The organism is Streptomyces xanthochromogenes (genome assembly GCF_014650455.1).
GTDB classification, from domain to species: Bacteria; Actinomycetota; Actinomycetes; order Streptomycetales; family Streptomycetaceae; genus Streptomyces; species Streptomyces xanthochromogenes.
This window is the reverse complement of the sequence record NZ_BMUZ01000010.1, coordinates 188,774-215,395: the sequence shown is the minus strand read 5'-3', so window position 1 is coordinate 215,395 and position 26,622 is coordinate 188,774. Positions and strand designations below refer to the sequence as shown.

Annotated in this window: 26 protein-coding genes; 18 read left to right on the top strand and 8 right to left on the bottom strand. The window is 70.1% G+C overall.

The genetic code is table 11. The features are described from left to right. Positions 1-12 precede the first annotated feature (12 nt). The 8 genes from IE267_RS25785 (at position 13) to IE267_RS25750 (ending at position 9,094) form a co-directional block, all read left to right on the top strand. Positions 13-744 (top strand): YcnI family copper-binding membrane protein, encoded by a 732-nt coding sequence (locus IE267_RS25785; RefSeq protein WP_189764861.1) that lies wholly within the window; start codon positions 13-15, stop codon positions 742-744. A gap of 53 nt (positions 745-797) precedes the next feature. Further along, positions 798-1,457 carry an SCO family protein gene (locus IE267_RS25780; protein ID WP_167158352.1) on the top strand — a complete coding sequence of 220 codons (660 nt, stop codon included), beginning with the start codon at positions 798-800 and terminating at the stop codon, positions 1,455-1,457. Continuing rightward, positions 1,454-1,924, top strand: a complete 471-nt coding sequence (locus IE267_RS25775) for a copper chaperone PCu(A)C (protein WP_167158354.1) — start codon at positions 1,454-1,456, stop codon at positions 1,922-1,924. Before IE267_RS25780 ends, IE267_RS25775 begins: the two co-directional genes overlap by 4 nt. 28 nt (positions 1,925-1,952) lie before the next feature. Next, positions 1,953-3,875: a copper resistance CopC/CopD family protein gene (locus IE267_RS25770; protein WP_189764860.1), complete on the top strand. Its 1,923-nt coding sequence runs from the start codon at positions 1,953-1,955 to the stop codon at positions 3,873-3,875. A gap of 32 nt (positions 3,876-3,907) precedes the next feature. Further along, the gene (gene efeB / locus IE267_RS25765) at positions 3,908-5,221 is read left to right on the top strand and encodes an iron uptake transporter deferrochelatase/peroxidase subunit (protein WP_189764859.1); all 1,314 of its coding nucleotides are present in this window, start codon (positions 3,908-3,910) and stop codon (positions 5,219-5,221) included. A gap of 118 nt (positions 5,222-5,339) precedes the next feature. After that, positions 5,340-6,275 (top strand): prephenate dehydratase, encoded by a 936-nt coding sequence (gene pheA / locus IE267_RS25760; RefSeq protein ID WP_161247862.1) that lies wholly within the window; start codon positions 5,340-5,342, stop codon positions 6,273-6,275. Positions 6,276-6,983: 708 nt separating this feature from the next. Beyond that, entirely contained in the window at positions 6,984-8,273 is a 1,290-nt protein-coding gene (gene serS, locus IE267_RS25755) for a serine--tRNA ligase (protein WP_161247861.1), read from the top strand. Next, entirely contained in the window at positions 8,270-9,094 is an 825-nt protein-coding gene (locus IE267_RS25750) for an HAD family hydrolase (RefSeq protein ID WP_229861417.1), read from the top strand. The genes serS and IE267_RS25750 overlap by 4 nt, the downstream gene beginning before the upstream one ends. A gap of 250 nt (positions 9,095-9,344) precedes the next feature. Here IE267_RS25750 and IE267_RS25745 read toward each other — a convergent pair whose 3' ends face one another. Next, positions 9,345-10,031 carry a rhomboid-like protein gene (locus IE267_RS25745; RefSeq protein ID WP_189764858.1) on the bottom strand — a complete coding sequence of 229 codons (687 nt, stop codon included), beginning with the start codon at positions 10,029-10,031 and terminating at the stop codon, positions 9,345-9,347. 110 nt (positions 10,032-10,141) lie between these two features. Between IE267_RS25745 and IE267_RS25740 the strand changes: the two genes are divergently transcribed. The 3 genes from IE267_RS25740 (at position 10,142) to IE267_RS25730 (ending at position 13,271) form a co-directional block, all read left to right on the top strand. After that, a complete protein-coding gene (locus IE267_RS25740; protein WP_189764857.1) occupies positions 10,142-10,891 on the top strand; it encodes a FadR/GntR family transcriptional regulator in 750 nt (249 codons plus the stop codon). A 51-nt stretch (positions 10,892-10,942) separates the two neighbouring features. Next, complete coding sequence (locus tag IE267_RS25735; RefSeq protein ID WP_189764856.1) at positions 10,943-12,226, top strand: CynX/NimT family MFS transporter; 1,284 nt, start codon at positions 10,943-10,945, stop codon at positions 12,224-12,226. A gap of 283 nt (positions 12,227-12,509) precedes the next feature. Beyond that, entirely contained in the window at positions 12,510-13,271 is a 762-nt protein-coding gene (locus tag IE267_RS25730) for a hypothetical protein (protein WP_189764855.1), read from the top strand. A gap of 150 nt (positions 13,272-13,421) precedes the next feature. On the opposite strand, the gene IE267_RS25725 is transcribed toward IE267_RS25730, so the two are convergent. From IE267_RS25725 to IE267_RS25710, 4 genes are read right to left on the bottom strand one after another with little or no spacing between them, the layout of a single operon-like run. Then, complete coding sequence (locus IE267_RS25725) at positions 13,422-14,141, bottom strand: ABC transporter permease (protein WP_189764854.1); 720 nt, start codon at positions 14,139-14,141, stop codon at positions 13,422-13,424. A 30-nt stretch (positions 14,142-14,171) separates the two neighbouring features. Continuing rightward, positions 14,172-15,083, bottom strand: coding sequence for an ABC transporter ATP-binding protein (locus IE267_RS25720; protein WP_161247855.1), 912 nt, complete (start codon positions 15,081-15,083; stop codon positions 14,172-14,174). Continuing rightward, positions 15,080-15,967, bottom strand: a complete 888-nt coding sequence (locus IE267_RS25715) for an ABC transporter permease subunit (protein WP_189764853.1) — start codon at positions 15,965-15,967, stop codon at positions 15,080-15,082. The genes IE267_RS25720 and IE267_RS25715 overlap by 4 nt, the downstream gene beginning before the upstream one ends. Then, positions 15,957-16,976 (bottom strand): ABC transporter ATP-binding protein, encoded by a 1,020-nt coding sequence (locus tag IE267_RS25710; RefSeq protein WP_229861430.1) that lies wholly within the window; start codon positions 16,974-16,976, stop codon positions 15,957-15,959. The genes IE267_RS25715 and IE267_RS25710 overlap by 11 nt, the downstream gene beginning before the upstream one ends. Positions 16,977-17,232: 256 nt before the next feature. Between IE267_RS25710 and IE267_RS25705 the strand changes: the two genes are divergently transcribed. From IE267_RS25705 to IE267_RS25690, 4 genes are read left to right on the top strand one after another with little or no spacing between them, the layout of a single operon-like run. Then, positions 17,233-18,081 carry a M24 family metallopeptidase gene (locus tag IE267_RS25705; RefSeq protein ID WP_189764851.1) on the top strand — a complete coding sequence of 283 codons (849 nt, stop codon included), beginning with the start codon at positions 17,233-17,235 and terminating at the stop codon, positions 18,079-18,081. 11 nt (positions 18,082-18,092) lie between these two features. Continuing rightward, a complete protein-coding gene (locus IE267_RS25700; RefSeq protein ID WP_189764951.1) occupies positions 18,093-19,853 on the top strand; it encodes an SDR family oxidoreductase in 1,761 nt (586 codons plus the stop codon). After that, complete coding sequence (locus IE267_RS25695) at positions 19,850-20,782, top strand: metal-dependent hydrolase (protein ID WP_189764850.1); 933 nt, start codon at positions 19,850-19,852, stop codon at positions 20,780-20,782. Before IE267_RS25700 ends, IE267_RS25695 begins: the two co-directional genes overlap by 4 nt. An 11-nt stretch (positions 20,783-20,793) precedes the next feature. After that, on the top strand, positions 20,794-21,750 hold the full coding sequence (locus IE267_RS25690; protein ID WP_229861416.1) for a MerR family transcriptional regulator: 957 nt from the start codon (positions 20,794-20,796) through the stop codon (positions 21,748-21,750). 170 nt (positions 21,751-21,920) lie between these two features. Here the strand turns inward: IE267_RS25690 and IE267_RS25685 are convergent, their stop codons facing one another. After that, a complete protein-coding gene (locus IE267_RS25685; protein WP_189764849.1) occupies positions 21,921-23,351 on the bottom strand; it encodes a carotenoid oxygenase family protein in 1,431 nt (476 codons plus the stop codon). 2 nt (positions 23,352-23,353) lie between these two features. After that, positions 23,354-23,911 (bottom strand): hypothetical protein, encoded by a 558-nt coding sequence (locus tag IE267_RS25680; RefSeq protein WP_189764848.1) that lies wholly within the window; start codon positions 23,909-23,911, stop codon positions 23,354-23,356. Between the two features lie 112 nt (positions 23,912-24,023). Here IE267_RS25680 and IE267_RS25675 point away from each other — a divergent pair, with 112 nt between their 5' ends. From IE267_RS25675 to IE267_RS25665, 3 genes are all read left to right on the top strand, one after another. After that, a complete protein-coding gene (locus IE267_RS25675) occupies positions 24,024-24,539 on the top strand; it encodes a PadR family transcriptional regulator (RefSeq protein ID WP_189764847.1) in 516 nt (171 codons plus the stop codon). An 88-nt stretch (positions 24,540-24,627) separates the two neighbouring features. After that, positions 24,628-25,218: an RNA 2'-phosphotransferase gene (locus tag IE267_RS25670; RefSeq protein ID WP_229861415.1), complete on the top strand. Its 591-nt coding sequence runs from the start codon at positions 24,628-24,630 to the stop codon at positions 25,216-25,218. A 27-nt stretch (positions 25,219-25,245) separates the two neighbouring features. Then, the gene (locus IE267_RS25665) at positions 25,246-25,710 is read left to right on the top strand and encodes a hypothetical protein (protein ID WP_167158381.1); all 465 of its coding nucleotides are present in this window, start codon (positions 25,246-25,248) and stop codon (positions 25,708-25,710) included. Here the strand turns inward: IE267_RS25665 and IE267_RS25660 are convergent. Then, a complete protein-coding gene (locus IE267_RS25660) occupies positions 25,707-26,618 on the bottom strand; it encodes an LLM class flavin-dependent oxidoreductase (RefSeq protein WP_167158383.1) in 912 nt (303 codons plus the stop codon). The genes IE267_RS25665 and IE267_RS25660 overlap by 4 nt on opposite strands. Positions 26,619-26,622 lie beyond the last annotated feature (4 nt).

Below are 26,622 nucleotides of genomic sequence, written 5' to 3'. Positions count from 1 at the left end.
AGTGTCTCTGCCATGAACGCTGCCCGTTCGCGCACCCGTATCGCCGTCGTCGGTTCCGTCGCCGCCGGGTCCGTCCTGCTGCTCTCGGGAACGGCCTTCGCCCACGTCACCGTGCAGCCCGAGGGAGCGGCCGCCAAGGGCGGTTACGCCGTCGTCGACTTCAAGGTGCCCAACGAGCGCGACAACGCCAAGACGGTCAAGGTCGAGGTCAACTTCCCGACCGACCACCCGCTGGCGTCCGTCATGCCGCAGCCGGTGCCGGGCTGGAACGTCGAGGTCACCAAGTCCAAGCTGGACAAGCCGCTGACCGTGCACGGCAAGCAGATCAACGAGGCCGTGACCAAGGTGACCTGGAGCGGCGGGACGATCGAGTCCGGTCAGTTCCAGAAGTTCCCGCTGTCCATCGGCTCGCTGCCCACGGACACCGACCAGCTCGTCTTCAAGGCGCTGCAGACGTACGACAACAACGAGGTCGTGCGCTGGATCGAGGAGACCAAGAAGGGCGCGGCGGAGCCCGCCAACCCGGCCCCCACCCTGCAGCTGACGGCCGCCGCGGCCGGCGGTGACGACGACGCGGCTCCCGCCGCCGACAACAAGAGCGCGGCCGGCCAGAAGGCTCAGGCCTCGTCCTCGTCCTCCTCGGACACCGACACCACCGCCCGGGTCCTGGCCGTCGTGGGCATCGTCGTCGGCGTCGCCGGAGTGGCCTTCGGCGTGTTCGCCGGACGCCGCCGCTCCGCGTAACGCGCGCCCCGCACCTGCACCCCATCCACCGGAAAAGACCGGAAAATCACCCCATGCGCACCAAGACCGCGCTGACCGCCGCAGCTCTGGCTGCGGCGGCGGCGCTCACCCTGACCGCGTGCGGCGGCAGCGGCGACAGCGGCTCCGACCGCCCTGTCGCCGACGTCTCCGCCTCGGCGAAGACCCAGGCCGCGACGCTGCTCGACCGGCCGTTCACCAAGCCCGACTTCGTCCTCACCGACACAGGCGGCAAGAAGTTCGACTTCCGCGCCGAGACCAAGGGCAAGCCGACGCTCATCTACTTCGGCTACACCAACTGCCCCGACGTCTGCCCGCTCACCATGGGCAACATCGCCGTCGCCAAGAAGTCGCTGCCCAAGGCCGACCAGGACAAGCTCCAGGTCGTCTTCGTGACGACCGACCCCGACCGGGACACCCCCGCCTCGCTCGGCAAGTGGCTCAAGGGCCAGGACCCGTCCTTCATCGGCCTGACCGGCGACTTCGCCACCATCCAGAAGGGCGCCCGCTCGATCGGCATCGGCATCGACCCGGCCACCAAGGACAAGGACGGCAAGGTCGTCTCGATGCACGGGGCCCAGGTCATCGCCTTCTCCCCCAAGACCGACCAGGGCTACGTCCTGTACGGCGAGGACGCCACCGTCGCCGACTACACCAAGGACCTGCCGAAGATCATCAAGGGGGAGAACCCGTGAACCGCCGCACCACCCGCACCGTCCGTCCCGCCGTCGCAGCCGTCATAGCCCTGTCCGCCGGGCTGGCCCTCGCGGGCTGCTCCGACAGCGCGGATGCCAAGCCGAAGCTCCAGGTGAGCGACGCGTTCATGCCGCAGCCGACCAGCGACATGGCCGGCGGCTTCCTCGTCGTCAAGAACGACAGCAAGACCGCCGACAAGCTCACCAAGGTCACCAGCGACCTGTCGGACGACATCACCATCCACGAGACGAAGAACCAGAAGATGCAGGAGGTGAAGTCCTTCGACATCCCCGCAGGCGGCGAGCTGGACCTGGAGCGCGGCGGCAGCCACATCATGTTCATGGGTCTCAAGACGAAGCCGAAGCCGGGCGAGAAGGTCACCGTCGAGCTGCACTTCGAGAAGGCCGACCCGGTCAAGGTCGACCTGCCGGTCAAGGAAGCGACCTACAACCCGAAGCACCACTGAGGCATCCAGAGGGACTTGAGGGACTGACATGACGGCCACCGCCCCACCCCTTCGCACCCCGACGCGCCGCAGCCTGACCCGGCTGCTCCTCGTCACGGTGGCGCTGCTCGGCGCGCTCCTCGCGGGCGCCGTGCCCGCGTCCGCGCACGCCGCACTGACCGGCAGCGACCCGAAGGACGGGGCGGTGGTCGCGACCGCCCCCGCCCAGGTCGCCCTCACCTTCTCCGAGGGCGTCGCCCTGGACGCCAACTCCATCCGCGTCCTCGACCCCACCGGCAAGCGCTCCGACACCGCCGAACTCGTCAACCTGTGCAGCGGGGACATCGTCAAGTACGGCGTCCGGCTGCGCACCGGCATCCCCAACGGCACCTACACCGTGGCCTGGCAGGCGATCTCCGCCGACAGCCACCCCGTCTCCGGCGCCTTCACCTTCTCCATCGGCGCCCCCTCCGCGACCGCCGCGGTCGTCCCCAGCCAGGAGGTGGGCGGCGGCCTCGTCGGCGTCCTGTACGGCATCGCGCGGTACGCGGCCTACGCCGGCTTCGTGCTGCTCACCGGCGGCGCGGCCTTCGTGCTCGCCTGCTGGCGGCGCGGCGCCACGGTCGGCCCGGTACAGCGCGTCGTCGTCGGCGGCTGGCTCACCATGACCGCGGCCACCCTCGCGATGCTGCTGCTCCGCACCCCCTACACGGGCTCCGGGAAACTCTCCGACGCCTTCGACCTGAACGGGCTGCGGGCCGTCCTGGAGACCAAGCCGGGCGCCGCGCTCATCTCCCGGCTGCTGCTGCTCGGCGCCGCCGCGCTGTTCGTCTCCGTCCTGTTCGGCGCGTACGCCAAGCGCGAGGATGAGGCCGAGAAGAAGGACCTCACCTTCGGCCTGGCCATCGGCGGCACCGTCGTCGCCGCCGGACTCGCGGCCACCTGGGCGCTCGCCGAGCACGCCTCGACGGGTCTGCAGCCCGGCATCGCCATGCCCGTCGACGTCCTGCACCTGCTGGCCGTGGCGACCTGGCTCGGGGGACTCACCACCCTGCTCGTCGTCCTCTTCCGCGCCCCCGGCATCGAACGCGCGGCCGTCCTCCGCTTCTCGCGCATCGCGTTCTGGAGCGTGGCCGTCCTCGCCGCGACCGGCGTCTACCAGTCCTGGCGCCAGGTCGGCACCTGGTCGGCCCTGGTCGACACCGCCTACGGGCAGCTGCTGCTCGTCAAGGTCGCCCTGGTCGCCGTCCTCGTCGCCACCGCCTCGGTATCGCGCCGCTGGACCGCGCGCCTGTCCGAGCACACGGCCCCGGAGGCCGAGGCCGCCTCCATCGTCGAGCAGCGCGCCGGCGAACCCGAGCCGGAGCCGGTCACCGTGCCGGACGACGGAAACGACACCAAGCGGGCGGCCCAACTCGCGCGCCAGCGGGCCGCGATGAGCACCGCCCGCGAGAAGCGCATCCGCGATGCCGACCCCGAGCGCACGGGGCTGCGCCGCACCGTGCTCGCCGAGGCCGGCATCGCCGTGGTGCTGCTCGCCGTCACCACCGTGCTGACCCAGACCGAACCCGCCCGCACCCAGCAGGCCGTGGACCGGGCGAAGGCCGGGTCGCAGGTCGCCGTCGCCGACCGGCCCGTCGACATCCGGCTGCCGTTCGACACCGGCGGCCAGAACGGCAAGGGCACCGTCGAGCTCACCCTCGACCCCGGCCGCACCGGCGCCAACGACCTGCACGTCTACCTGCAGGACCCGGCGGGCAAGCCCAAGGACGCCCCCGAGGTGAAGGTCGCCTTCACCCTCGCCGCGAAGTCGGTCGGCCCGCTGCCCGTCGTGCCCGACCACGTCACCACCGGACACTGGAGCGCGAGCGGTGTCCAGATCCCCATGGCGGGCGACTGGCAGATCTCGGTGACCGTACGCACCTCCGAGATCGACGAGACCACCGTGGACAAGAACGTCAAGATCGGCTGAGTCGACTGACATGAGCGAGACGTTGAACTGATATGAGCGAGACCAAGAACGCCGCGAACGGCAACACCGGGAACACCGGGAACACCGTGCGGACCGGGACCCCCTCCGCCGGGCCCGGCCTCGATATCTCCCGGCGCAAGCTGCTCGGCACCGTGGGCGCGGTCGGCGTGGGCGGTCTGGCACTCGGCGCGGCAGGCGGGGCCGCCGCCTACGCGGCCGTCGAAGGCCCGGACGACACCAGCCCGTTGGCATCGGTCGGTTCCACGGAGGTGATGTTTCACGGGAAACATCAAGCGGGGATCAGCACTCCGCTTCAGTCCACCGGCCATCTGATCGCCTTCGACCTGGCCCCGGGTGCCGGGCGCAAGGAGGCCGCCGCCCTGATGCGGCGCTGGTCGACCACGGCCCGAGCGCTGATGGCGGGCGAACCCTCGGGCAGCGCCGACACGGGCGTCGCCCTGGATGCCGGTCCCTCCTCGCTCACCGTCACCTTCGGCTTCGGCCACAGCTTCTTCGACCGTACGCAGCTGACCGACCGGCGCCCCGCCCAGCTGGACCCGCTGCCCGACTTCTCCTCCGACCAGCTCGACGCGAGGCGCTCGAACGGCGACCTGTGGGTGCAGATCGGCGCCGATGACGCTCTGGTCGCCTTCCACGCACTGCGCGCGATCCAGCACGACGCCGGGGCGGCGGCCACGGTGCGCTGGCAGATGAACGGCTTCAACCGCACCCCGGGCGCCACCGCGAAGCCCATGACCGCCCGCAATCTGATGGGCCAGATCGACGGCACCAACAACCCCAAGCCCGCCGACCCCGACTTCGACGAACGCATCTTCGTCCCCGACACCGCGCAGCCGGCCTGGATGGCGGGCGGCTCGTACGCGGTCGTGCGACGCATCCGGATGCTGCTCGACACCTGGGAGAAGCTGCCGCTGACCGAACAGGAACAGGCCGTCGGCCGCAGGAAGTCGAATGGCGCACCTCTTTCGGGCGGTACCGAAACGACGAAGTTGCAGCTCGACAAGTTCGGCCCGGACGGCAAGCCGGTCATCGCGCTCAACGCCCACGCCCGCATCGCCGCCCCCGAACAGAACGGCGGCGCGGCCATGCTGCGGCGCGCGTTCTCCTTCCACGACGGCATCGCGGCGGACGGCACCCCGGACGCGGGCCTGCTCTTCGTCGCCTGGCAGGCCGACCCGCTCAAGGGCTTCGTACCGGTGCAGCGCAAGCTCGACCGGGGGGACGCGCTCTCCGCGTTCCTGCGGCACGAGGCGAGCGGCCTGTTCGCGGTGCCGGGGGGCCCGCGGGCCGGCGAGTACGTGGGCCAGCGGCTCCTGGAGTCATGACGCGGGGGCGTGACCCCAGGGGCGCCGCCGGGCGTTACACGGGCCGGGCGGTCCCGCCCGGTGGGACGTTCGCGGGAGCGGTGGGTGCCGGTGACTTCGGGCCATTAGTGTGACGTGCATGTCCGCCACGCGATACACCTATCTGGGTCCCGAGGGCACGTTCACCGAGGCCGCCCTGCGCACGCTCCCCGAGGCCGCGACCCGCGAACTGGTCCCGATGGTGTCCGTACCGGCCGCCCTGGACGCGGTCCGCAGCGGCGAGGCGGCCGCGGCTCTGGTCCCGATCGAGAACTCGGTGGAGGGCGGCATCACCGCGACCCTGGACGCACTGGTCTCGGGCGAGCCGCTGATGATCTACCGCGAGGTTCTGCTCTCCATCAAGTTCGCGCTGCTCGTGCGCCCGGGTACGACGCTCGCCGACATCAAGACCGTCACCGCGCACCCGGCCGCCCAGCCCCAGGTCCGCAACTGGCTGAAGGCCAACCTGCCCGAAGCGCTGTGGGAGTCCTCCGCCTCCAACGCGGACGGCGCACGCCTGGTCCAGGAGGGCCGCTACGACGCGGCGTTCGCGGGCGAGTTCGCGGCTGCCACGTACGGTCTGGAGCCGCTGATCACCGAGATCCACGACGCGGTGAACGCGCAGACCCGCTTCGTGCTCGTCGGCCGGCCGGCCCGCCCGGCGGCGCCGACCGGCGCGGACAAGACCTCGGTCGTCCTGTGGCAGCGCGACGACCACCCCGGCGCCCTGCTCGAACTGCTCCAGGAGTTCTCGGTGCGCGGGGTCAACCTGATGCTGCTCCAGTCCCGGCCGACCGGACAGGGCATCGGCAACTACTGCTTCGCCATCGACGCCGAGGGCCACATCTCCGAACGCCGGGTGGGCGAGGCCTTGATGGGGCTGCGGCGGATCTGCCCCGAGGTGCGCTTCCTCGGCTCGTACCCCAGGGCCGAGGTGATGCCCGGCGAGGTACGTGCGCTGCGGGCGGGCACCTCGGACGCGGAGTTCGTCGAGGCGGCGGAGTGGCTGGCCCGCTGCCAGGACGGGCGCGCGTAGGCGGTTCGGCTGGGGGGCCGAACCGTTCGGCTGAGGGAAGTCCGAACCGTTCGCCCAGGCGCGTCCGAGCCCGTTGGCCGGGCGCGTCCGAGCCCGTTCCTGGGGCCTCGCGGGGCCTCGCGGGGCGCTTCTTCCCCAGCCCTCCCGCGTCCCGGCGACCGGTCCTACCTGCTGATTTTCGTTGTCCACAAAGTTATCCACAGGGCTGCTTCTCGACCTGTGGGTAAGTCGACAACACAACCGGACACAGTCGACAAATCCCTCTAGTGACGACACATCAGTCCACAGGCCGCCAGGACATCCTCTGTCACCTCAATTACATTGATCAACTCTTTAGAGCGAGCAATTCCCACCCGAATGAGTGTGTGGAACGGGTTTGGGAGGGGAATCCTCGGTCCCGCACGCAGCTTTCGGAATGATCTCTTCCGCAATCCACAGACGCTCCACACAGCCTGTGGATAAGTCTCCGGCGTCGTGCACTTCTGTGGACAAGTCCGGTGCGCGGCAAGGGAGTCGGTCAACGACGGTCCGGCAAGCGCCCCTTTCCGGGCAATAACGCCGATTTCCTTGACGCCCACCGACCGGCGCTCCGCGAATTCCACCGCCAGGTTCCCTAATTCGGTCAATTCGGACAAAGGGACACGCGCGTCATCGGCGCACCGGATATACCGGTGGGGCGCCGGGAGTGCACACCGGTAGCCTGGAGGGGTGATTGACCTTCGCCTGCTCCGTGAGGACCCCGACCGTGTTCGCGCCTCCCAGCGCGCCCGTGGAGAGGACGTCGCCCTCGTCGACGCCCTGCTCTCCGCCGACGAGCTGCGCAGGTCCTCGGGCCTCCGCTTCGACGAGCTGCGCTCCGAGCAGAAGTCGCTCGGCAAGCTCATCCCCAAGGCCACGCCGGACGAGCGCGCCGAGCTCCTGAAGAAGGCCGAACAGCTCAAGAGCGACGTCAAGGCCGCCGAGGCCGCGCAGAACGACGCCGACGAGCGCGCCAAGCACCTGCTCCTCCAGCTCGGCAACATCGTCCACACGGACGTGCCGGTCGGCGGCGAGGAGGACTTCGTCGTCCTGGAGACGCACGGCACCATCCGCGACTTCGGTGCCGAGGGCTTCGAGCCCAAGGACCACCTGGAGCTCGGCGAGGCGCTCGGCGCCATCGACGTCGAGCGCGGCGCCAAGGTGTCCGGCTCGCGCTTCTACTACCTGACCGGCGTCGGCGCCCTCCTGGAGCTCGCCCTGGTCAACGCCGCGATCGCCCAGGCCACCGAGGCCGGCTTCATCCCGATGCTGACGCCGGCACTGGTCCGCCCGCGCGCCATGGAAGGCACCGGCTTCCTCGGCCAGGCCGCCGAGAACGTGTACCACCTGGAGAAGGACGACTACTACCTGGTCGGCACCTCCGAGGTCCCGCTCGCGGCCTACCACATGGACGAGATCATCGACGCGGACAAGCTGCCGCTGCGCTACGCCGGCTTCTCGCCCTGCTTCCGCCGCGAGGCCGGAACGTACGGCAAGGACACCCGGGGCATCTTCCGGGTCCACCAGTTCGACAAGGTCGAGATGTTCTCCTACGTCCACCCGGACGAAGCCGAGAACGAGCACAAGCGGCTCCTGGACTGGGAGAAGCAGTGGCTGACCGCCCTCGAACTGCCCTTCCAGGTCATCGACGTCGCCACCGGTGACCTCGGCTCCTCGGCCTCGCGCAAGTTCGACTGCGAGGCCTGGATCCCCACCCAGGGCAAGTACCGCGAGCTGACCTCGGCCTCCAACTGCGACGGCTTCCAGGCCCGCCGCCTGTCGGTCCGCATGCGCGACAACAGTGACGGCAAGAGCAAGGTCACCCCGCTCTCCACCCTGAACGGCACGCTGTGCGCGGTCCCGCGCACCATCGTGGCGATCCTCGAGAACCACCAGCAGCCCGACGGCTCGGTGCGCGTCCCCGCCGTGCTCCGCCCCTACCTGGGCGGCCGAGAGGTTCTGGAGCCGATCGCCAAGTGAGCACCGCCGTGGGCCGCCCGTTCCCGTACAAGCTGATCGCGACCGACCTGGACGGGACGCTGCTGCGCACCGACGGATCGGTCTCGCAACGCACCCGTGACGCGCTGGCCGCCGCCACGGCGGCCGGCGCCGCGCACATCGTGGTGACCGGCCGGGCGGTCCCCTGGACCCGCCACATCCTCGACGACCTCGGCTACGACGGGCTCGCCGTCTGCGGCCAGGGCGCGCAGGTCTACCACGCCGGCGAACACCGGCTCCTGACCTCGGTCACCCTCGACCGCCAGCTCGCCGGGCTCGCCCTGTCCAAGATCGAGGCAGAGATCGGCCCGCTCGCGCTCGCCGCGAGCCGCGACGGCATCGACGGCGACGTCCTGGTCGGCCCCGGCTACCAGGTCCAGGAGGGCCCGCTTCCGGTCCGCTCCTTCGAGGACCTCACCGAACTGTGGTCGGCCCCCCTCAACAAGGTCTACATCCAGCATCCCGGGTACGACGACGACGCACTGGCGAGGATCACGCGCCAGGTCGTCGGCAGCCTCGTGGACGTGGTCATGGCGGGCGCCGGCGTCGTGGAACTGCTCCCGCTCGGCCTGAGCAAGGCGACCGGTCTCTCGCTGGCCGCACGCCGCCTCGGCTGCAAGGCGGCCGACACGATCGCGTTCGGGGACATGCCCAACGACATCCCGATGTTCGGCTGGGCCCAGCACGGGGTGGCGATGGCCAACGCCCACGACGAACTGAAGGCCGTGGCCCACGAGATCACCGCGTCCAACGACGACGACGGCATCGCCGTGGTTCTGGAAGAGCTGCTCGCCCGGAACTGATCGGTCCGGCCGGACACGGGCCGCCTACTGGGCACGCTGAGCATGGGTAAGGGGCGTCCGCCATTGCGGGCGCCCCTTACCCATGTCAGAGGGGCGGCCTCGCGCTGACGCGCGCTCGAAGCGGCCGCCCCGGCAACCGCTCACGGGCGGCCCGTCGGAGTCGTCGGTGCTGCTCCGATGCCTGCCCCGCGCGGCCCCGCCGTGTGCCGTCCCCCGTGCGGCGGGCCCGCTTCCCTCTTGCGCGGTTGCCTCAACCACTGTGCCCCGCGGGGTCGTTGGGCGCCATCGATTTACGCGGGGGCACCCCCCGGGTCAGCGGCCGGCAGGCGAAGCCGATGGCCAGTGCGGTCACATGGCCGAGGTCGGTGAACGTACCGCCGGTGGCGAGCGGGATGCCGAAGAACGCGAGGACGCCCACGAGGTAGAGCCAGCGCCAGGGGTAGGGCAGCCGGTAGACGAGGATGCCCGCCGACGCGGCGAGCCCGTAACTGACCCCGATGTCCACGACATGGGACATGGCGTGCGCGAGCCGCTTGGGCAGATGCTGGTTCTGGATCGACCACAGGACGTACTCCTGGCTGATCAGGGTCGCCACCACGTGCCCGACGGTGACCGTGCAGAGCCAGCGCAGTGTGCCGAGCCAGCGTTCCACCGTGCCGTGGACGACCTCGAACATCACCAGGTACAGCAGCAGCGAGGACGGGTTCTCGATCCAGAACGCGCTGGTGAACAGGGACTGCACGGGGTGCCGCGTCAGCTCGTGGATGTTGCTGCTGTTGCGGTGCAGCAGAAAGCGTTCCAGGCCCTGTGTGGAGAGCTGGATGACGAGGCTGGTGATCGCGATGATCAGCAGCCAGATGTGGGTCCCGGGCGTGGAACGCACCCAGGACCGGACTGGCCGCGAGCGCTCGGTGCCACGGTGGAGCAGGGTCGCCATCCCTAGATGATGGCGCGGAACCCTGTGCACCACAGGGAAAGCCATTCCGGAGAAGTTGTAGGATGACTGAAGTTGTAGGATGACTGGGCAACCGGGTGAATGGGGACGGCGTGGCTCTGCGAACGGCGGGACGGCAGTCCCTGGTGGACACCGTGGTCGATCAGCTGAAGGCCCAGCTGGCCAACGGGGAGTGGGCGGTCGACGACCGCATTCCGACCGAGCACGAGCTCGCCGAGCAGCTGGCCGTCGGCCGCAACACGGTCCGCGAGGCGGTACGCGTCCTCGTGCACGCCGGGCTGCTCGAATCCCGCCAGGGCAACGGCACCTTCGTACGCTCGACGGCCGATCCCTCCGCCGTCCTCCAGGGAATCCGCGCCGCCGACACCCTTGACGTACTCGAACTCCGGGTCGCCTTGGAGGCCGAGGCCGCCCGGCTCGCCGCCGAACGCCGGGACACCGCCGACATGGTGGCTCTGCGGGGCGCCCTGCAGACGCTGCGCGAACACGGCGACCGCGCCGCGGACGCCGACATGGCGTTCCACCTGGGCGTGGTGCGGGCCACCCACAACCCGGCGTTCATCGAGGTCTATCGGTTCTTCTCGGTCCAGGTGCACGAAAGCCTCGTCACCTCGCTGCGCGACGAGGAGATGCCCCCGATCGACCTCGACACCCACGAGGGCCTGGTCGACGCGATCGAGAGCGGCGACCCGGCAGCCGCGGAGCGCGCGGTACGCGAACTGCTGCGCGCGCCACTGGAAGCGGTACGGGCGGTGGCGACGCGGCGGGATGGGTCGTCGGGGCGGGGCGGGGCGTCGGGGCGGGGCGGGGCGTCGGGGCCCGATCGCGCGGACGAAATCTGAAATCTGAAATCTGAAGTTGGTCAAGCTCTGACGTCGAGAAAGGTGCCTGTTTTGTCACGCCCGGATACCGATCACCTGCTGTTGCCCGATGCCGAGGCCGATGTACGGCCCTCGCCAGCAGCGCGCGCCGCGCGGCGCGCGCTGCTGGCACATCCGGTGGTGCTCCTGGTCGGGATCGTGCTGGCGTCGCTGAACATGCGAGCCGCCCTGGCCAGCGTGTCGCCGCTGGTGAGCGACATCAGCCAGTCGTTCGGCCTGTCCTCGACGGCGAGCAGCCTGGTGACCTCGGTACCCGTGCTCTTCCTCGGCCTCGGCGCCCTGGTGGCGCCCTGGCTCGCCCGCCGCTTCGGGAGCGAACCCGTCCTGCTGTTCGCCCTGCTGCTCCTGGCCGTCGGCATCCTGGTGCGGGTGGCGCCCTCGCCGGTGGCGCTGTACGGCGGCGGCGTGCTCGTCGGCACGGCGATAGCCCTGCTCAACGTGCTGATGCCGGGCCTGATCAAGCGGGACTTCCCGGACAGGGCGGCGTCGATGACGTCGGTCTACACCGGCGCGATGATCGCGGGCGCGACCCTGGTGGCCGCGTCCTCGGTGCCGCTGGAAAAGGCGTTCGGCGGCAGCTGGGAGGCCTCCCTCGCGGTGTGGTCCCTGCTCGCGGTCCTCGCGGCGGTTACCTGGCTGCCGCAGGTACTGATCGCTCGCGGGCGCACGGGGCACGAAGTACGGATGGCGAGCGCCCGGCCCGGTTCCGGTACCGGAACCGCCGGGAAGAGCGTGTGGCGCTCGGCCCTCGCCTGGCAGGTCACCCTCTTCATGGGCCTCCAGTCGCTCTGGTCGTACGTGCTGATCGCCTGGATGCCGACGATCTTCACCGACCACGGGATGAGCCGCTCCACGGCGGGCGTGATCTTCGCCTTCAACAACCTGATCCAGGTGGCGGGCGCCTTCGCCGTACCGCTCCTGGCCGGCCGGATGCGCAGCCAGCGCCCCCTGATCGTCCTGGTCACCTCGTTGGTGGCGGCCGGATACGCGGGCCTGATGATCGCCCCGGTGAGCGGGGCCTGGCTGTGGGCCGGGATCCTCGGCATCGGACAGGGCGGCGCGGTCGGCCTGGCCCTCACCATGATCGTGCTGCGCTCGGGCGATGCCCAGACGGCGGCCCGCCTCTCCGGCATGGCCCAGACGGTCGGCTACCTCCTGGCCGCGGTCGGCCCCTTGGCCGCCGGCGCGGTCCACCAGGCAACGGGCGGCTGGACGATTCCGATCGCCCTCGTCCTCGGCGTGTGCGCGGCGGCACTGGCGGTGGGGCTCTTCGCGGCGCGGGACCGGACGGTCTAGCGGGCGGGGCCGACGGCAGCACGCCGGACGGCTCCGGCGAAACGTTTGTTCCCAACACACGTTCCCCGGATGCGTGACTTGTACGAAAGTCCGCTCGTTGTCCATGCGCGTGGAGGCAACTGGGGTTAGTGGCGTCGTACCTTTCGTGAATTCGAGGATTGCCGGTCGCAGGACAAGGGACCGGCCATTGAGTCAGTGGCGTAGATGAGCGGACCTCCACCCCTGCGGCCCGGGGACAGGGCGTCCAAGTCATGCACCACCGACCACGAACGGAAGGCCGACCATGCCATCCGAAGTCGCTCTACTGGAATCGCGCACCCTGCGCGCCGACCACGCGGGACGCGTCGACGTCCTGGAGAAGGTCAGGGCGTTGCGGTTGCTACCTGATGGACTGCATGTGACCACCGAGGGGGTCGCCGAGTACTTCGCTGTCCACAAGGACGCTGTGCACAGCGTCGTCAGGAGGCATCGCGAAGAGCTGATCGCCAACGGAATGACTACTCTCACCGGCGATGAGCTGCGCATCGATGACGTGGTCAAAACGACCACGTCATCCGGTAGCCCTGCGGAAAGTTATCCACAGGGCCGCTCGCACCTCCGGGTCTTCACGCGCCGAGCGGTCCTCAACATAGCCATGCTCCTTCGCGACAGCGAAGTGGCCCGCTGTGTCCGCACCTACCTCCTCGACACCGAGGAGGCGCCCCGGACCGTCATCGCGAGCGACCCCCGTTACGACGGCCTTGAGCACAGGGTCACCGATCTGGAGGGCTCCATGGCTCGGATCGGGCCCGCGCTCCAGGAGCTGGGACCTGTGCTGCGGCGGATGTCGATGCGGCTGGAGTCGCTGGACCTTCGCATGGAGACGATGGACCGGCGGCTCGAAGCCGTCGATGTCCGCCTGGACGGGGTGGACCGGCGGCTCGACGCGACCAACCGCGTGGTGGGCGCGATGAGCGTCCGGCTCACCGATCTCTCCGAGGATGTCGCGGACATTCAACGCCGGCTCCCCCGTCCGCCGGACCCGCGCCGACGCCGCCGGAGGTAGCCGCACGCGGCCGCTGGTGATCCCAGACGGTCGGAGGCAGCCGGGCCCCACCGGCCTCCACTCCTCGACTCCTCAACTCTTCCACTCCTCAACGGGCGGTGCCCGACGGCCAGTTGGCGTCGGGCACCGTCCTCGGCAGGCAGGGCCCCGTCATTCCTCCCCGGCGAGCTTGAGGGTGCGCAGCTTCTGGCCCGCGTACCAGGTGGCCGCGGCGGTCACGCCGACCAGCAGGATCACCGCGAGCGGCAGGCCCACGTCGGAGGAGATCACGCCGTTCTCGCCGATGCGCTGGGCGAGGGCGAGCGACCACTGCTGCACGCTCAGCGTGCGCGCGCCGGGCACCAGGCTGCCGAACAGCGACTCCCAGACCAGTGCGTACACCAGGCCGAAGACCACGGCGTGCCGGGTGACGGTGCCGAGGAGCAGGAAGACCGCGGCGTACGCGATGGAGGCGACGAGGGCGGCCACGGTGTAGGCGATCGCGATCTGCTGGCCGTTTCCGTTGAGGATGAACCCGGCGATCAGCGTCGGAATCGCGGAGAAGGCCATGGTGACGGCGATCGCGACGATCAGCTTGGTGCAGATGATCGTCGACCGCTTCACCGGCTTGGCGAGCAGATAGACGATGGAGCCGTCGTCGATCTCCGGGCCGATCGCGCCGGCGCCGGCGATGACACCGATCAGCGGCACCATCGTGGCCAGCGCGAAGCTGCCGAGCAGATCGGCGGTGACCTGGTCGTCGGCGCCGCTGAACGAGCGGACGGCCACCGAGATCACGATGAGCAGGGCGGGCAGGACGAAGAGAATGGCGGCCCGGCGGCGGCCGAGCAGGGCCCGGTAGGTGAGCCGGGCGACGGTCGGGTTGTACATGGGAACGTCACCGCTCCTTTCTGGAGGCGCTCAGGCCGCTACGAGGTAGGAGAAGACGGATTCGAGGGACTCGTCGGAGGGCGAGACCGTCAGCAGGCGGATGCCGTTCGCCTTGGCCACCCGCGGGAGCAGCGTGGTGAAGCGGCCGAAGTCGACTGCCTGGATGCGCAGCGCGCCCTCCTTGAGGTCCACCTCGATACCGGCGGTCGAGGGGTCGGCGATCAGGGCTGCGGCCAGCGCGCGGTCGTCGCTGGAGCGGATCAGATAGCGGTGCGGGCGGTCCGTCATGAGGCGGCGGATCTTGCGGAAGTCGCCGCTGGCCGCGTGCCGTCCGGCGACGATGACCTCGATGTGCGAGGCGAGCTGCTCGACCTCTTCGAGGATGTGGGAGGAGAACAGGACCGTACGGCCCTCGGCTCCCATCCGCCGCAGCAGGTCCATCAGTTGCATGCGCTGCCGCGGGTCCATGCCGTTGAACGGCTCGTCGAGCAGCAGTACCGACGGGTTGTGGACGAGGGCGGACGCCATCTTGACGCGCTGGCGCATGCCCTTGCTATAAGTCTGGATCTTGCGGTCCTGGGCGTACTCCATCTCGACCGTGGCCAGGGCCTGGCCGGCCTCGCGGGCGCCGAGTCCGTGCAACTCGGCGTTGGCGACGACGAATTCGCGGCCCGTCAGGAAGTCGTACATGGCTTCGCGCTCGGGGACGATGCCGATGTTCTTGTAGACGGACTCGTTGCGCCAGATCTGCTCGCCGTCGAGCTTCACGGTCCCCGTGGAGGGGGCGAGGAAGCCGCCCATCATGTTGATGAGGGTGGACTTCCCGGCACCGTTGGGGCCGAGCAGTCCGGTCACGCCGGGGCCGACCGTCATGGTGACGTCGTTGACCGCCACCACGTTGCCGAACCAGCGCGAGGTGTGGTCGATGTGGATGGTGGTCACAGCCCGACCTTCCGGTAGCGGCGCATCAGCACGGCGTACGAGCCGCAGATGAGCGCGAGGACGACGAGCAGGTAGACCGCTCCTGTTCCGGACCCCGGGCCGTGGCCGCCGGGGAAGCTGGAGCTCGCTCCGAGGAACGCGGTCTGTACGCCGTCGATGAGCGTGATGGGGGAGAACAGGCCGAGCCATTGGACCGCGCCGGGGGAGCCCTGGTTGAAGGCGATGGCCTGGACCGCGGAGACGGCACCGTAGGAGACGGTGAGGACGGCGATCACGGCGGCCACTCCGAAGCCGCGGCGCGGCGTCAGTGCGGCGATGACCAGGCCGAGGCCCGCGAAGAGGAGCGAGAGCAGTGCCACCGAGACCAGCCCCTCGGCGAACCCCTTGGTCTGGTCCGCGAAGTCGAGTTTGGCGAGCAGGGAGCCGATGTAGAGGACCACCAGGGGCGCGCCCGTGATGATGAACAGGGCCGATGCCATCGCGGCGAACTTGGCCAGGACGTAGTCGACGCGCTCGATCGGCCGCGAGAAGTACAGCGGCACCGTCTTGAACCGCAGGTCGCGCGACACGGTCTGGGGCGCCTGGGCCGCGATGAACAGGCCGATGACGGCCTGGAGGTAGATCGCGTACCGCGTGTACGGCACCGGCAGTTGGCCGGTCTTCATGGTGACGGCGACCGCGACCATGATGGCCGCCGGCACGCACATCACCGCGAACAGGAGCATCGGCAGGACCTTGGACTTGGCGCTGCGGCCGAGCCCGTACGCGCCGCGCAGTGACTGCGAGAAGAGTGAGCGGCGGGCGTAGGCACGGCCGAGCCGCGGCCCGTCGTAGTTGCGGTAGCCGATGTTGTGGATCTGGGTCTGGGCGCTGTCAGTTGCCATCGCGACCGGCTCCCTTCTGCTCGGCGCCGGCCGCGGTGGCTGCCCATGCGGCGGCGCGTTCGGAGACCGGCTCCCGCGCCGGGGTCTGGAAGACCTCGGAGATGTGGTGACGGCGCTGTTCCATCCGGACGAGACCGAGGCCGAGGCCGGCCACGGTGTCGCGGACCGTGTCGTAGGTTTCCTCGCCGGTGGCCTCGATGAGGAGGATGTGGCCGGCGCCCGGCAGTCCGTCCTCCACCCCGGCATGCAGGGTGAGCCCGGCCGCGGTGAGCGCCTTGCGCACCGCCTCCGTGCCGTCGGTGTGGGTGTCGGAGTCGGTGACCTCGACGGCCAGGGTGGTGGTGGTCTGGGTGAAGTCGCTGGTGGAGCTGGACCGCAGCAACTGGCCGCCGTCGATGACCACGACGTGATCACAGGTGCGTTCCAGCTCGCCCAGCAGGTGCGAGGTGACCAGGACCGAGATGCCGAAGTCGGTGTGGATGCGGCGGATCAGGCCGAGCATCTCGTCGCGGCCGACCGGGTCGAGACCGTTGGTCGGCTCGTCGAGCAGGACCAGTCGAGGATCGTGGACCAGCGCCTGGGCGAGCTTGACCCGCTGCTTCATGCCGGTCGAATAGCCGCCGATGGGCCGGTAGCGCTCCTCGTAGAGCCCCACGTGGCGCAGGGTGTCGGAGGTGCGCTCGCGGGCGGCGGTGGCCGGCAGGCCCGACATGCGCGCCATGTGCACGACGAACTCGGTGGCCGAGACGTCGGGTGGCAGGCAGTCGTGCTCCGGCATGTAGCCCACCCGCTCGCGGATGGCGCTGCCGCTGGTGGCCACGTCGAGGCCGAGCACGGCGGCGGTGCCCTCCGTGGCGGGCGAGAGACCAAGAAGGATCTTGATCAACGTGGACTTGCCGGCTCCGTTGGCGCCCACCAGCCCGGTCACACCGGGGCCGATGTCCAACGAGAGCCGGTCAAGCGCGGTCACCCTGGGGAACCGCTTGCTCAGGCTTTCGGTCGCGATCACAGTCACGTCATCGACGGTAGCGGCGCAGGACACATGGATCGTCAGCCCAGACGGCTGGATCCGTCTCCGACTCCAGAGGTACGGCCCCGTAGGGGAACCCGTACGTGAGGCTGACGGGTCGCCGGTGCGGGGGACGGAGTTGTCCACAACCGGCCCGTTGTCCACAGCCCGGCGCAGGACCCTTGACGCAGCCGCCGAGCATTGTCACATTCATCAGTGTCAAGTTACGCACGCGTAGGGCGACAGGGGTGGACGGATGCCATCGGCAGTGAAGGCTCGACCCGACACGCGGCTGCGCGGGTTCAGAGAGGTGCAGAGCCTGGCGTACGAGTGCGCGGAAGCGGTGGCCGCCCAGCTCAAGCCGGGGGTGACCGAGCGGGAGGCCGCACGGATGCAGCGGGACTGGCTGCGCGAGCGGGGCGTGCGGGACTGGTTCCACCTGCCGTTCGCCTGGTTCGGCGACCGCACCGCGTTCGCGAACTTCCGCATACCGCTGCAGTTCTTCCCCACCAACCGGCGCCTGGAGGCGGGGATGCCCTTCATCCTCGACATGGCCCCGGTCTACAAGGGCTACACCGCCGACATCGGCTATTCGGGCTGCCTCGGCCTCAATCCGGTGCACGACCGACTGCTCGCCGACCTGGAGGCGCACCGTTCGCTCCTCCTGCGTGAGGTGCGCGAGCAGCGGCCGCTGCGCGAGATCTACGAGAACGTGGACCGGCTGATGGTCCGCCAGGGCTACGCCAACCGGCACCGCGCGTATCCGTTCGGCGTGATCGCCCACAAGATCGACGAGGTGAAGGAGCGCCGCTGGTCGCCGAACGTCTTCGGCTTCGGCACCCAGGCGCTGAAGGGCTTGGCCGGCGACGCGCTGCACGGCCACCGGGACGGCTGGTCGCCGCTCTGGTCGCCGTACAAGTTCTCCGACCACCCTCCCCAGCCGGGGCTGTGGGCGGTCGAGCCGCACCTCGGATTCCGGGGTACGGGCGCGAAGTTCGAGGAGATCCTGGTCGTCACCGACTCGAAGGACCCCGAGCAGAGCGCGTTCTGGCTGGACGACGACCTGCCGCATGTGCGGCGCTGGGCCGAGGAGAAGGCGGCGTGAGCGTGACGAGCGTGAACATCGAGGGAGCCCGCGAACGCTGGGTGCGCACCGGCGGCGTGGAGCTGTGCGTGGCGGAGCTGGGCGACGCGTCCCAGCCCACCGTGCTGCTGGTGCACGGTTATCCGGACAGCAAGGAGGTGTGGTCCGAGGTCGCCGAGCGCCTTGCCGACCGCTTCCACGTGGTCCTCTACGACGTCCGTGGGCACGGACGCTCCACGGCGCCGGCCCCGCTGCGCGGCGGCTTCACGCTGGAGAAGCTGACGGACGACTTCCTGGCGGTCGCCGACGCGGTCAGCCCCGACCGGCCGGTGCATCTGGTCGGCCACGACTGGGGCTCGGTCCAGGGCTGGGAGTTCGCGACGGTGGAGCGCACGGAGGGCCGCATAGCCTCCTTCACCTCCATGTCGGGCCCCTCGCTCGACCACTTCGGCCATTGGATCAAGAACCGGATGAGCCGCCCCACCCCGCGCAGGGCGGCCCAGCTCATCGGTCAGGGCGCCAAGTCCTGGTACGTGTACATGCTGCACACGCCGGTCCTGCCGGAGCTGGCCTGGCGAGGACCGCTCGGCAAGCGGTGGCCCAAGATGCTCCAGCGCCTGGAGAACGTGCCCGCCGACGGCTATCCCACGGCCTCCCTGCCGCAGGACGCCGCGCACGGTGCCTGGCTGTACCGCGACAACGTGCGCGCCCGGCTGCGCCGCCCCCGCTCCGATGCCTACGCCCATGTGCCCGTCCAGCTGATCACGCCGCTCGACGACGCGTTCCTCTCGCCGAAGCTGTACGCCGAACTGGACCACTGGGTACCGCAGTTGATCCGGCGCACGCTCCCTGCCAAGCACTGGATTCCGCGCACCCGGCCGGACCAACTGGCCGCCTGGATCAGCGAGTTCGTCCGCACGAACGAGGACGGCATTCCGGCCAGGGACACCGTCGCCACGGGCCCGTACGCCGACCGCTTCGGCGGCCGGCTGGTCCTGGTGACGGGCGCGGCGAGCGGCATCGGCCGGGCCACGGCCTTCGCCTTCGCCGAGGCGGGGGCGCGCATCGTCGCCGTGGACCGGGACGCCGAGGGCGCGACCAGGACCGCGGAGATGGCCCGCCTCATCGGCGCACCCGAGGCCTGGGGCGAGGTGGTCGACGTCAGTGACGAGCAGGCGATGGAGAAGCTCGCCGAGAAGGTGGCCACCGAGTACGGCATCGTGGACGTCCTGGTCAACAACGCCGGCATCGGGCTGTCCGGCTCCTTCTTCGACACCACCGCCGAGGACTGGAAGAAGGTGCTCGACGTCAATCTGTGGGGCGTCATCCACGGCTGCCGCATCTTCGGCAAGCAGATGGCCGACCGCGGCCAGGGCGGCCACATCGTCAACACCGCGTCGGCCGCCGCCTACCAGCCCTCACGGGCGCTGCCCGCCTACAGCACGTCGAAGGCCGCGGTGCTGATGCTCAGCGAGTGCCTGCGCGCCGAGCTGGCCGGCCAGGGGATCGGGGTCTCCGCGATCTGCCCCGGCCTCGTCAACACCAACATCACCTCGACCACGCGCTTCGCCGGGGCCGACGCCACGGAGGAGAAGCGTCTCCAGAAGAAGACCTCGCGGCTGTACGGGCTGCGCAACTTCCCGCCGGAGAAGGTCGCTTCGGCGATCCTGCGGGCCGTGGCCAAGAATCAGGCGGTGGTGCCGGTGACACCCGAGGCCCGCGGCGCCCACCTCATGTCCCGCTTCGCGCCGAGGACGCTGCGCGCGATCGCCCGATTGGAGCCGCCGCTGTGAGCACGGAGCGCCGGGAAGGCACCACGAGCGAGGAGCACTATCGGATAACCCCGCGGCGCGTCTCGTTCGACTGGGACGAGACGCCGCTGCACTGGATTCCGGACGAGCCGACCGCCACGCATGTCATCAATGTGCTGCACCTGCTGCTTCCGGCGGGCGAGCGCTGGTTCGTGAAAGTGTTCAAGGAGGCCCTGCCGCTGGTCGACGATCCGGTGCTGCTCAAGGACGTCAAGGGGTTCATGGGGCAGGAGGCCACCCACAGCGTCCAACACGCCCATGTACTGGACCACTTGGCGCACCAGCGCCTGGACACCGAGCCCTACACCCGGCACGTCGACTTCCTCTTCGAGAAGCTCCTGGGCGAAACGCCACCGTTCGGGGCGCCGATACCGACCCAGGAGTGGCTGCGCTTCCGGCTTTCGCTGATCGCCGCGATCGAACAGTTCACGGCGGTCCTGGGCAACTGGGTGCTGCACGCCGAGGGCCTCGACCGGGCCGAGTCCGACGCGATCATGCTGGACCTGCTGCGCTGGCACGGCGCGGAGGAGGTCGAGCACCGGGCGGTCGCCTTCGACATGTACCAGCACTGCGGCGGCTCGGGTCTGCCCCGCTACGCCCGTCGGGTCGAGGGCATGGCCGTCGTCGCTCCGGTCCTGCTGTGGCTGTGGGCGTGGGGCGCCTCCTATCTGATCCGGCACGATCCCCAGCTCGCCGGCCGGATGCGCTACTCACTGCGCGAGCACAACCGGGCCGTACGTCGCGGCCTGCTGCCCACGTGGAAGGAGCTGGGCTCGGCCATACCCCGCTACTTCCGCCGGTCGTACCATCCCTCGCAGGAGGGCTCCCTGCGCAAGGCCGTCGACTATCTCGCGACCTCGCCGGCGGCCCGTGCGGCGGCGGGTGCGGTGGGCCGCGCCGCCCTGGGTTAGAGGGAGTGGGTTTGTCCGGGCAGTCAGCAGTTCAGCCGGTGACGCCGCCGACGGCGGCACCGGCCGAGTACCGCATCGAGGACCTGGCGCACGCCAGCGGTGCCACGGTCCGCACCATCCGCGCCTACCAGGACCGGGGCCTGCTGCCCCGGCCCGAGCGGCGCGGCCGCTCCAATGTGTACGGCGACACCCACCTGGCCCGGCTGCACCAGATCGCCGACCTCCTGGACCGCGGCTACACCCTGGCCTCCATCAAGGAACTCCTGGAGGCCTGGGACGCGGGCCGTGGACTTGGCGGAGTCCTCGGTCTGGTCGCCGAGGTCAACGGGCCCTGGACGGACGAGGAGGCCGCCCGGATCTCCCGCGCCGACCTCGACGAGACCTTCGGCGGCATCCCCGACGACGGGGCCGTCGCCGAGGCCGTGGAGCTCGGCATCCTGGAACGCATTCCGGACAACGACCACGAGTTCCTCGTCCCCAGCCCCCAAGAGCTGGCGGTGGCAGCCGAGTTGTACGCCGCGGGGGTGCCGCTGGACGCCATCTCCGGGCACCTGCGCGAGCTGCGCGGCCAGGTGGAACACATCGCGGCCCGCTTCCTCGACTTCACTACGGAGCATGTCTTCGCCCGCTACCTCGGCCACCGCCCTCCGACCGACACGGAGGCGGCCGAGGCAGCCGATCTGGTGCGTCGACTGCGTCCCCTGGCCCAGCAGACGGTCGATGCCGAACTGGCCCGCGCGATGCGCCTGTTCGCCACCCGTCATCTACAGCAGCACCTGGGTGCCTCGACCGAGATCCCCGCCGCCCCGGGCCCCGGTCCCGTGGCCCTGCCCTCGGACACCGTCCGCGCCGTTCAGGCCCTGGTGGGCCCTGACAACGTCGCGGCGTTCATCGCGGCCGCCACCGAACGCGAGCTGCATGCGCGGACCTTGGATGCCCTCGCACGGCCAACTCGTGACAGCGATTAGCCACCAAGGCCCCAAAACGCCTATAGTTGGCCAAAATTCAGCAAGTCACCTTTAACGGGCGCCACTTGTCCACAGCGCTGTCAATTTGCCTGTGGATAACGCGACTTCACTGTGGATCAAACCCAACTACCTTCCTCATTAAGGTGATTGGCGTCACGTGACCCACTGATTCACTCATCGGCCAGCCAATTGCCGTGGAAGCCGAACGGCACGCGCTGCGGGAGATGAACCGTCGCCACCGGTGGGGCCGCAAGGTTGTCCGCGTCCAGGATGACAAGATCGCTGGCGTCCCTGGCCGCGTCGTACACATAGCTGAGGAGCCATCCCGGGCCGCCGGGCCGACCGTCCGCCGGAGCGAAGGCAGCCTCCGCCGGGACCCGGCCCGCCCCGAACTTATGGCGCACCACTGCCCCCGTCCGCAGGTCGTACCGGAGCAGCGCCCCCGATATCGGACCCGAGGACGGTGTCTGACTCACCGTGACATGACCGAACCGGGACTCAAGCCCGGCAAGGCGGTCGTCGACCCGGGGGAACTCGCATGCCTGGTCGTCCAGCTGCTCCTCCCGCACCGTGCCCGTTGCCAGATCGAGCGTCCACTTCCACAAGGTGGGTCCGTTCGCGCCCAGCCGCTCGTACCGCACGACGTGCAGCACGATCCGCTCCCCAAGCCCGGTTCCGTCCCCGGGACCGCCGTCCCCTGGACCGCCGGCCCCGGGTCCGCCGTTCGGCTTCAGGTCGTACGCGTTCAGAGCGTGGAAGACGTAGCAGGGGTCGATCGTCAGCCAGCGCACCTCGCCGTACGGGTCGTCCCTGCGCAGCACGCCGAGCCGTGCCCCGTACTCCGCGTCCCAGCGGTAGGGGAGCCCGCCGCCGGGCCGCATCGCCGTCTCCAGGTCGAAGACGGCCGGGAGGTCCATGAACACCACGTGGGAGGCGGTGAGATGGAAGTCGTGCATCATCGTGGCCGCCGGCACCTCGACCGGCCGGCTCACCACCAACTCGCCCCGCGCATCGGCGCGGTGATAGGTAAGGAACGGCCGGTCGAGCGCCCCGTAGCCGAAGAAGTGCAGCTCTCCGGTGACCGGGCAGGTCTTGGGGTGCGCGGTCATGGCGGTGGTGAGCCGGCCGTCGAAGTCGTAGGACCCCAGCGTCTCCAGCTCGCGCCCCGGACGGCAGTCCAGCGCGTAGGGGAAGGACGACTCGACCAGGGCCAGGGTGCGCCCAGCGTGCCGCACGACGTGGGTGTTGGCGGCCCCGGCCGTCAGGTCGGTGCGGCCCTGCCGGTCGTGGACCCGGGCCCCGTCGGTGAAGGTCGAGGTGCGTACCCAGCGGTTGCGGTAGGAGCGGGCCCTGCCTCCTTCGAGGCGGACGCCATGGACCATGCCGTCCCCGAAGAACCAGTGGGCGGAGGCCGCGTCCTGCGGGTTGGGCCCGTTGCGGACGTACCAGCCGGTCAGATCGGGCGGTATGGCACCGGTCACCGTCAGCTCGTGAGTGGTCAGCTCTTCGGCGACGGGGGCGAAGTTCCCCGCGAGGTGCGGGGCGGACGGCTGCGACGCGGCGGTGCCGGGCGTAGTGGCGGCATTGGGGGTGGCGGTCATCGTCAGGCACCCTTCTGGACTGCGGCCCGGCGCGCGCGCTCGGGGTACTGGGCGGTGACGATCACGGGGATGGCGAAACCCGCGACCTGGACGGCTATCGAGGCGGTGCTGCCCAGCGACTCGGCGTCGATGACGGCGAGGGCGGTCGCGGTCAGGGTGAAGGCCAGGGCCCAGACGGAGGTCAGCACTACGTTGATCCGGAGGAACACCGGGTTGGTCCACACCTCGCGCGGCGCCTGCCGCTTGGCGATCCCGGTGGTGAAGGGCTTGCGGACGGCCAGCGTGGCCCAGGCGGTCAGCGCCAGCCAGCCGGTGGCCAGCGCGCCGCCGTATCCGCGGAGCGCACTGTCCGGAGCGGCGAAGGCTATGACGCTCAGCACGGCGAAGAAGGCGATCGTGGACTGCTCCAGGATGAGAGCGTCGGCGCTCAGCCCGCGCTTGCGGTCCATGGCGAAGAGGTAGCCACCCGCGACCAGGGCGGCGAGCGCGCCCCACTGCCAGTGCGCGCTGCCGACGGCGGCGAAGACGATCCACGGGATGAATCCGCGCAGGTAGTTCATGGGAGTCCCCCTCATTTCCGAGCTGCCGCTCAGCTCCACATTCCAACTTCGACATGTCGAATGTAGAGGTTCCTCCTTTGACGTGTCAAGAGTGGAATGTAGAGTGGTCGGCATGAGCCTTCGCCACGCAGTCCTGGGGCTGCTCGCCGACCGTCCGGCCAGCGGCTACGACCTGATGAAACGGTTCGAGACGTCGCTGGCCCACGTCTGGTCGGCGACCCAGAGCCAGGTATACGGAGAACTGGGGAAACTCGCCGACGGCGGCCTGGTCGAGGTGTCCGCCGAAGGGCCACGCGGGCGCAAGGAGTACGCGATCACGTCCGCGGGCAGAGCGGAGCTGCACCACTGGCTCACCGAGGTCGAGCCGGTCCGCACCCGCCGCAGCGACTCCCTGCTCCGGGTCTTCTTCCTCGGCGAGCTCACGCGGCTCGAGGCGCGTACCTATCTGCTCGGTGAAGCCGAGCGCCAGGCCCGGCAGCTCGCCGGGCTCAAGGAGGCGGAGGCCGCCATCGACTGGGGCGACGACGCGCTGTCAGTGCACGGCCGCCTCGCCATGGAGTACGGCAAGCGGCTCAGCGAGATGCACGGGGAGTGGGCCCGCTGGGCGGCGGAGCAGCTCACGCCCTGACCGACCGCGCACCGCACCACCGCGCCGCGCCGCGCCGCGAGGGAAAATTCAGGTGCCACGGCTCCTTCCGGCCCGGCACCCTGACGGCATGGCAGACATCCCGATGCAGTGGCCGGGCGAGCCCGGCCGGCCGCTCCCGGACGACAGACGCACCGTCAAGGTGTCCAAGTACCTCGCGAAACACCTACGGCACCAGCCCGAGCGGATCGGCCTCGCCCTCGACCCGAACGGCTGGGTGGACATCGACGTGCTGATGCGGGCAGCGGCCGCACATCGCTTCCCCATCACCCGCGCCGAACTGGACCATGTGGTGGCCACCAACGACAAGCGGCGGTTCGCCGTGGAGGGCGGCCGCATCCGCGCCAGCCAGGGCCACACGGTGGCCGTCGACCTCGGCCTGCCGCCCGCCGAGCCACCCGCGTACCTCTACCACGGCACCGTGGCCCGCGCCCTGGACGCGATCCGCACCGAGGGGCTGCGTGCCATGGCCCGCCACCATGTGCACCTCTCGTCCGACCGGGAGACCGCCGCCAGGGTCGGTGCCCGCCGCGGCCGCCCCGTGATTCTCAGTGTGGATGCCGGAGCGATGCACCGGGCCGGCCACGTCTTCCACGTCAGCGCCAACGGGGTCTGGCTCACGGAAGCGGTACCGCCGGATTACCTGCGGCTGTCCGCCTGAAGCGGTTCCCTTGGCATGATCGATCCCATGCGCCGACCCCACCTGCCCAGCACCGAATCCGTAGTCACCGCGATCCGCGGGATCGCCGACGAGTACGGCCTGGAGATAGAGGTCACCGACGACATCGGCGCCGACCGGACCTCTCGCCGCACCTCGGCCGGGGTGTTCACGGTGGTCGACCCGGACGGCTCGCTGCCGCACGAGGCGTATGTCGAACTCGGCGGCACGCCGTCCGTGTCCGTGCGCGTCTATCCGGAGGACGACGCCCAGATCACCGTCGACGGCGTGGGATTCGACGACGTCCCGCGCGACGACGTGCCCGCCTTCCTGCGTTCCGTCTACGGCGGGATCGCCCACGTCAGGGGCCGGCTCTTCCCTCCGGGCTGGTGGCTGGTCGTGCCACTGCCCGGAGACGAGACCTACAAGGAACTGGTCCTGCTCGGCGCGCTCACCCCCTGGATGAGCGCGCATGTGCGCAGCCGGAAGGGCTAGGGCCTGTCCCGGCCGCCGAGCTGCGCGAGCCCCTCGGTCGCGATCTGCTCGAAGACCTTCGGATCGGCGGCGAAGTCGGAGTCCGGGATCGGCGCGTGCAGCACGATCTCGGTGAAGCCGAGCTCGAAGTGCCGGCCCGCGAAGTCCACGAAGGCGTCGAGGGACTCCAAGGGGCGACCCGGCTGCGGAGTGAAGCCGGTGAGCAGGATCTTGTCCAGCTCGCCCACGTCGCGCCCCGTTTCCTCGCAGGCCGCACCCAGCTTCGTGATCTGACCCCGGATTGCCTCGATGGACTCCTCGGGGGTCCCTGACTCGAACAGCTTCGGGTCGCCCGTCGTCACCCAGCCCTGACCGTGCTTCGCCGCAAGGCGCAGCCCGCGCGGGCCGGTCGCGGCCACCGCGAACGGGATCCTGGGCCGCTGGACGCAGCCGGGCAGGTTGCGTGCCTCGACCGCCGAATAGAAGGTGCCGTCGTATGTCACCGAGTCCTCGGTGAGCAGCCGGTCGAGCAGCGGCACGAACTCCCCGAAGCGGTCGGCGCGTTCACGCGGCGTCCACGCCTCCTGGCCCAGCGCGGTGGCGTCGAACCCATTGCCGCCGGCGCCGATCCCCAGGGTGATCCGGCCGTTCGACACGTCGTCGAGAGTGATCAGGTCCTTGGCGAGGGTCACCGGGTGGCGGAAGTTCGGCGAGGTGACCAGGGTGCCCAGGCGCAGCCGGGTGGTGGCGGCAGCGGCGGCCGTGAGCGTGGGGACCGCTCCGAACCACGGGCCGTCGCGGAACGTCCGCCAGGACAGATGGTCGTAGGTGTACGCGGTGTGGAACCCCAGTTCCTCGGCGCGCAGCCACTCGTCGCGACCGCCGTCGTGCCAGCGGCGTACCGGGAGAATCACAGTGCTCAATCGCATGACA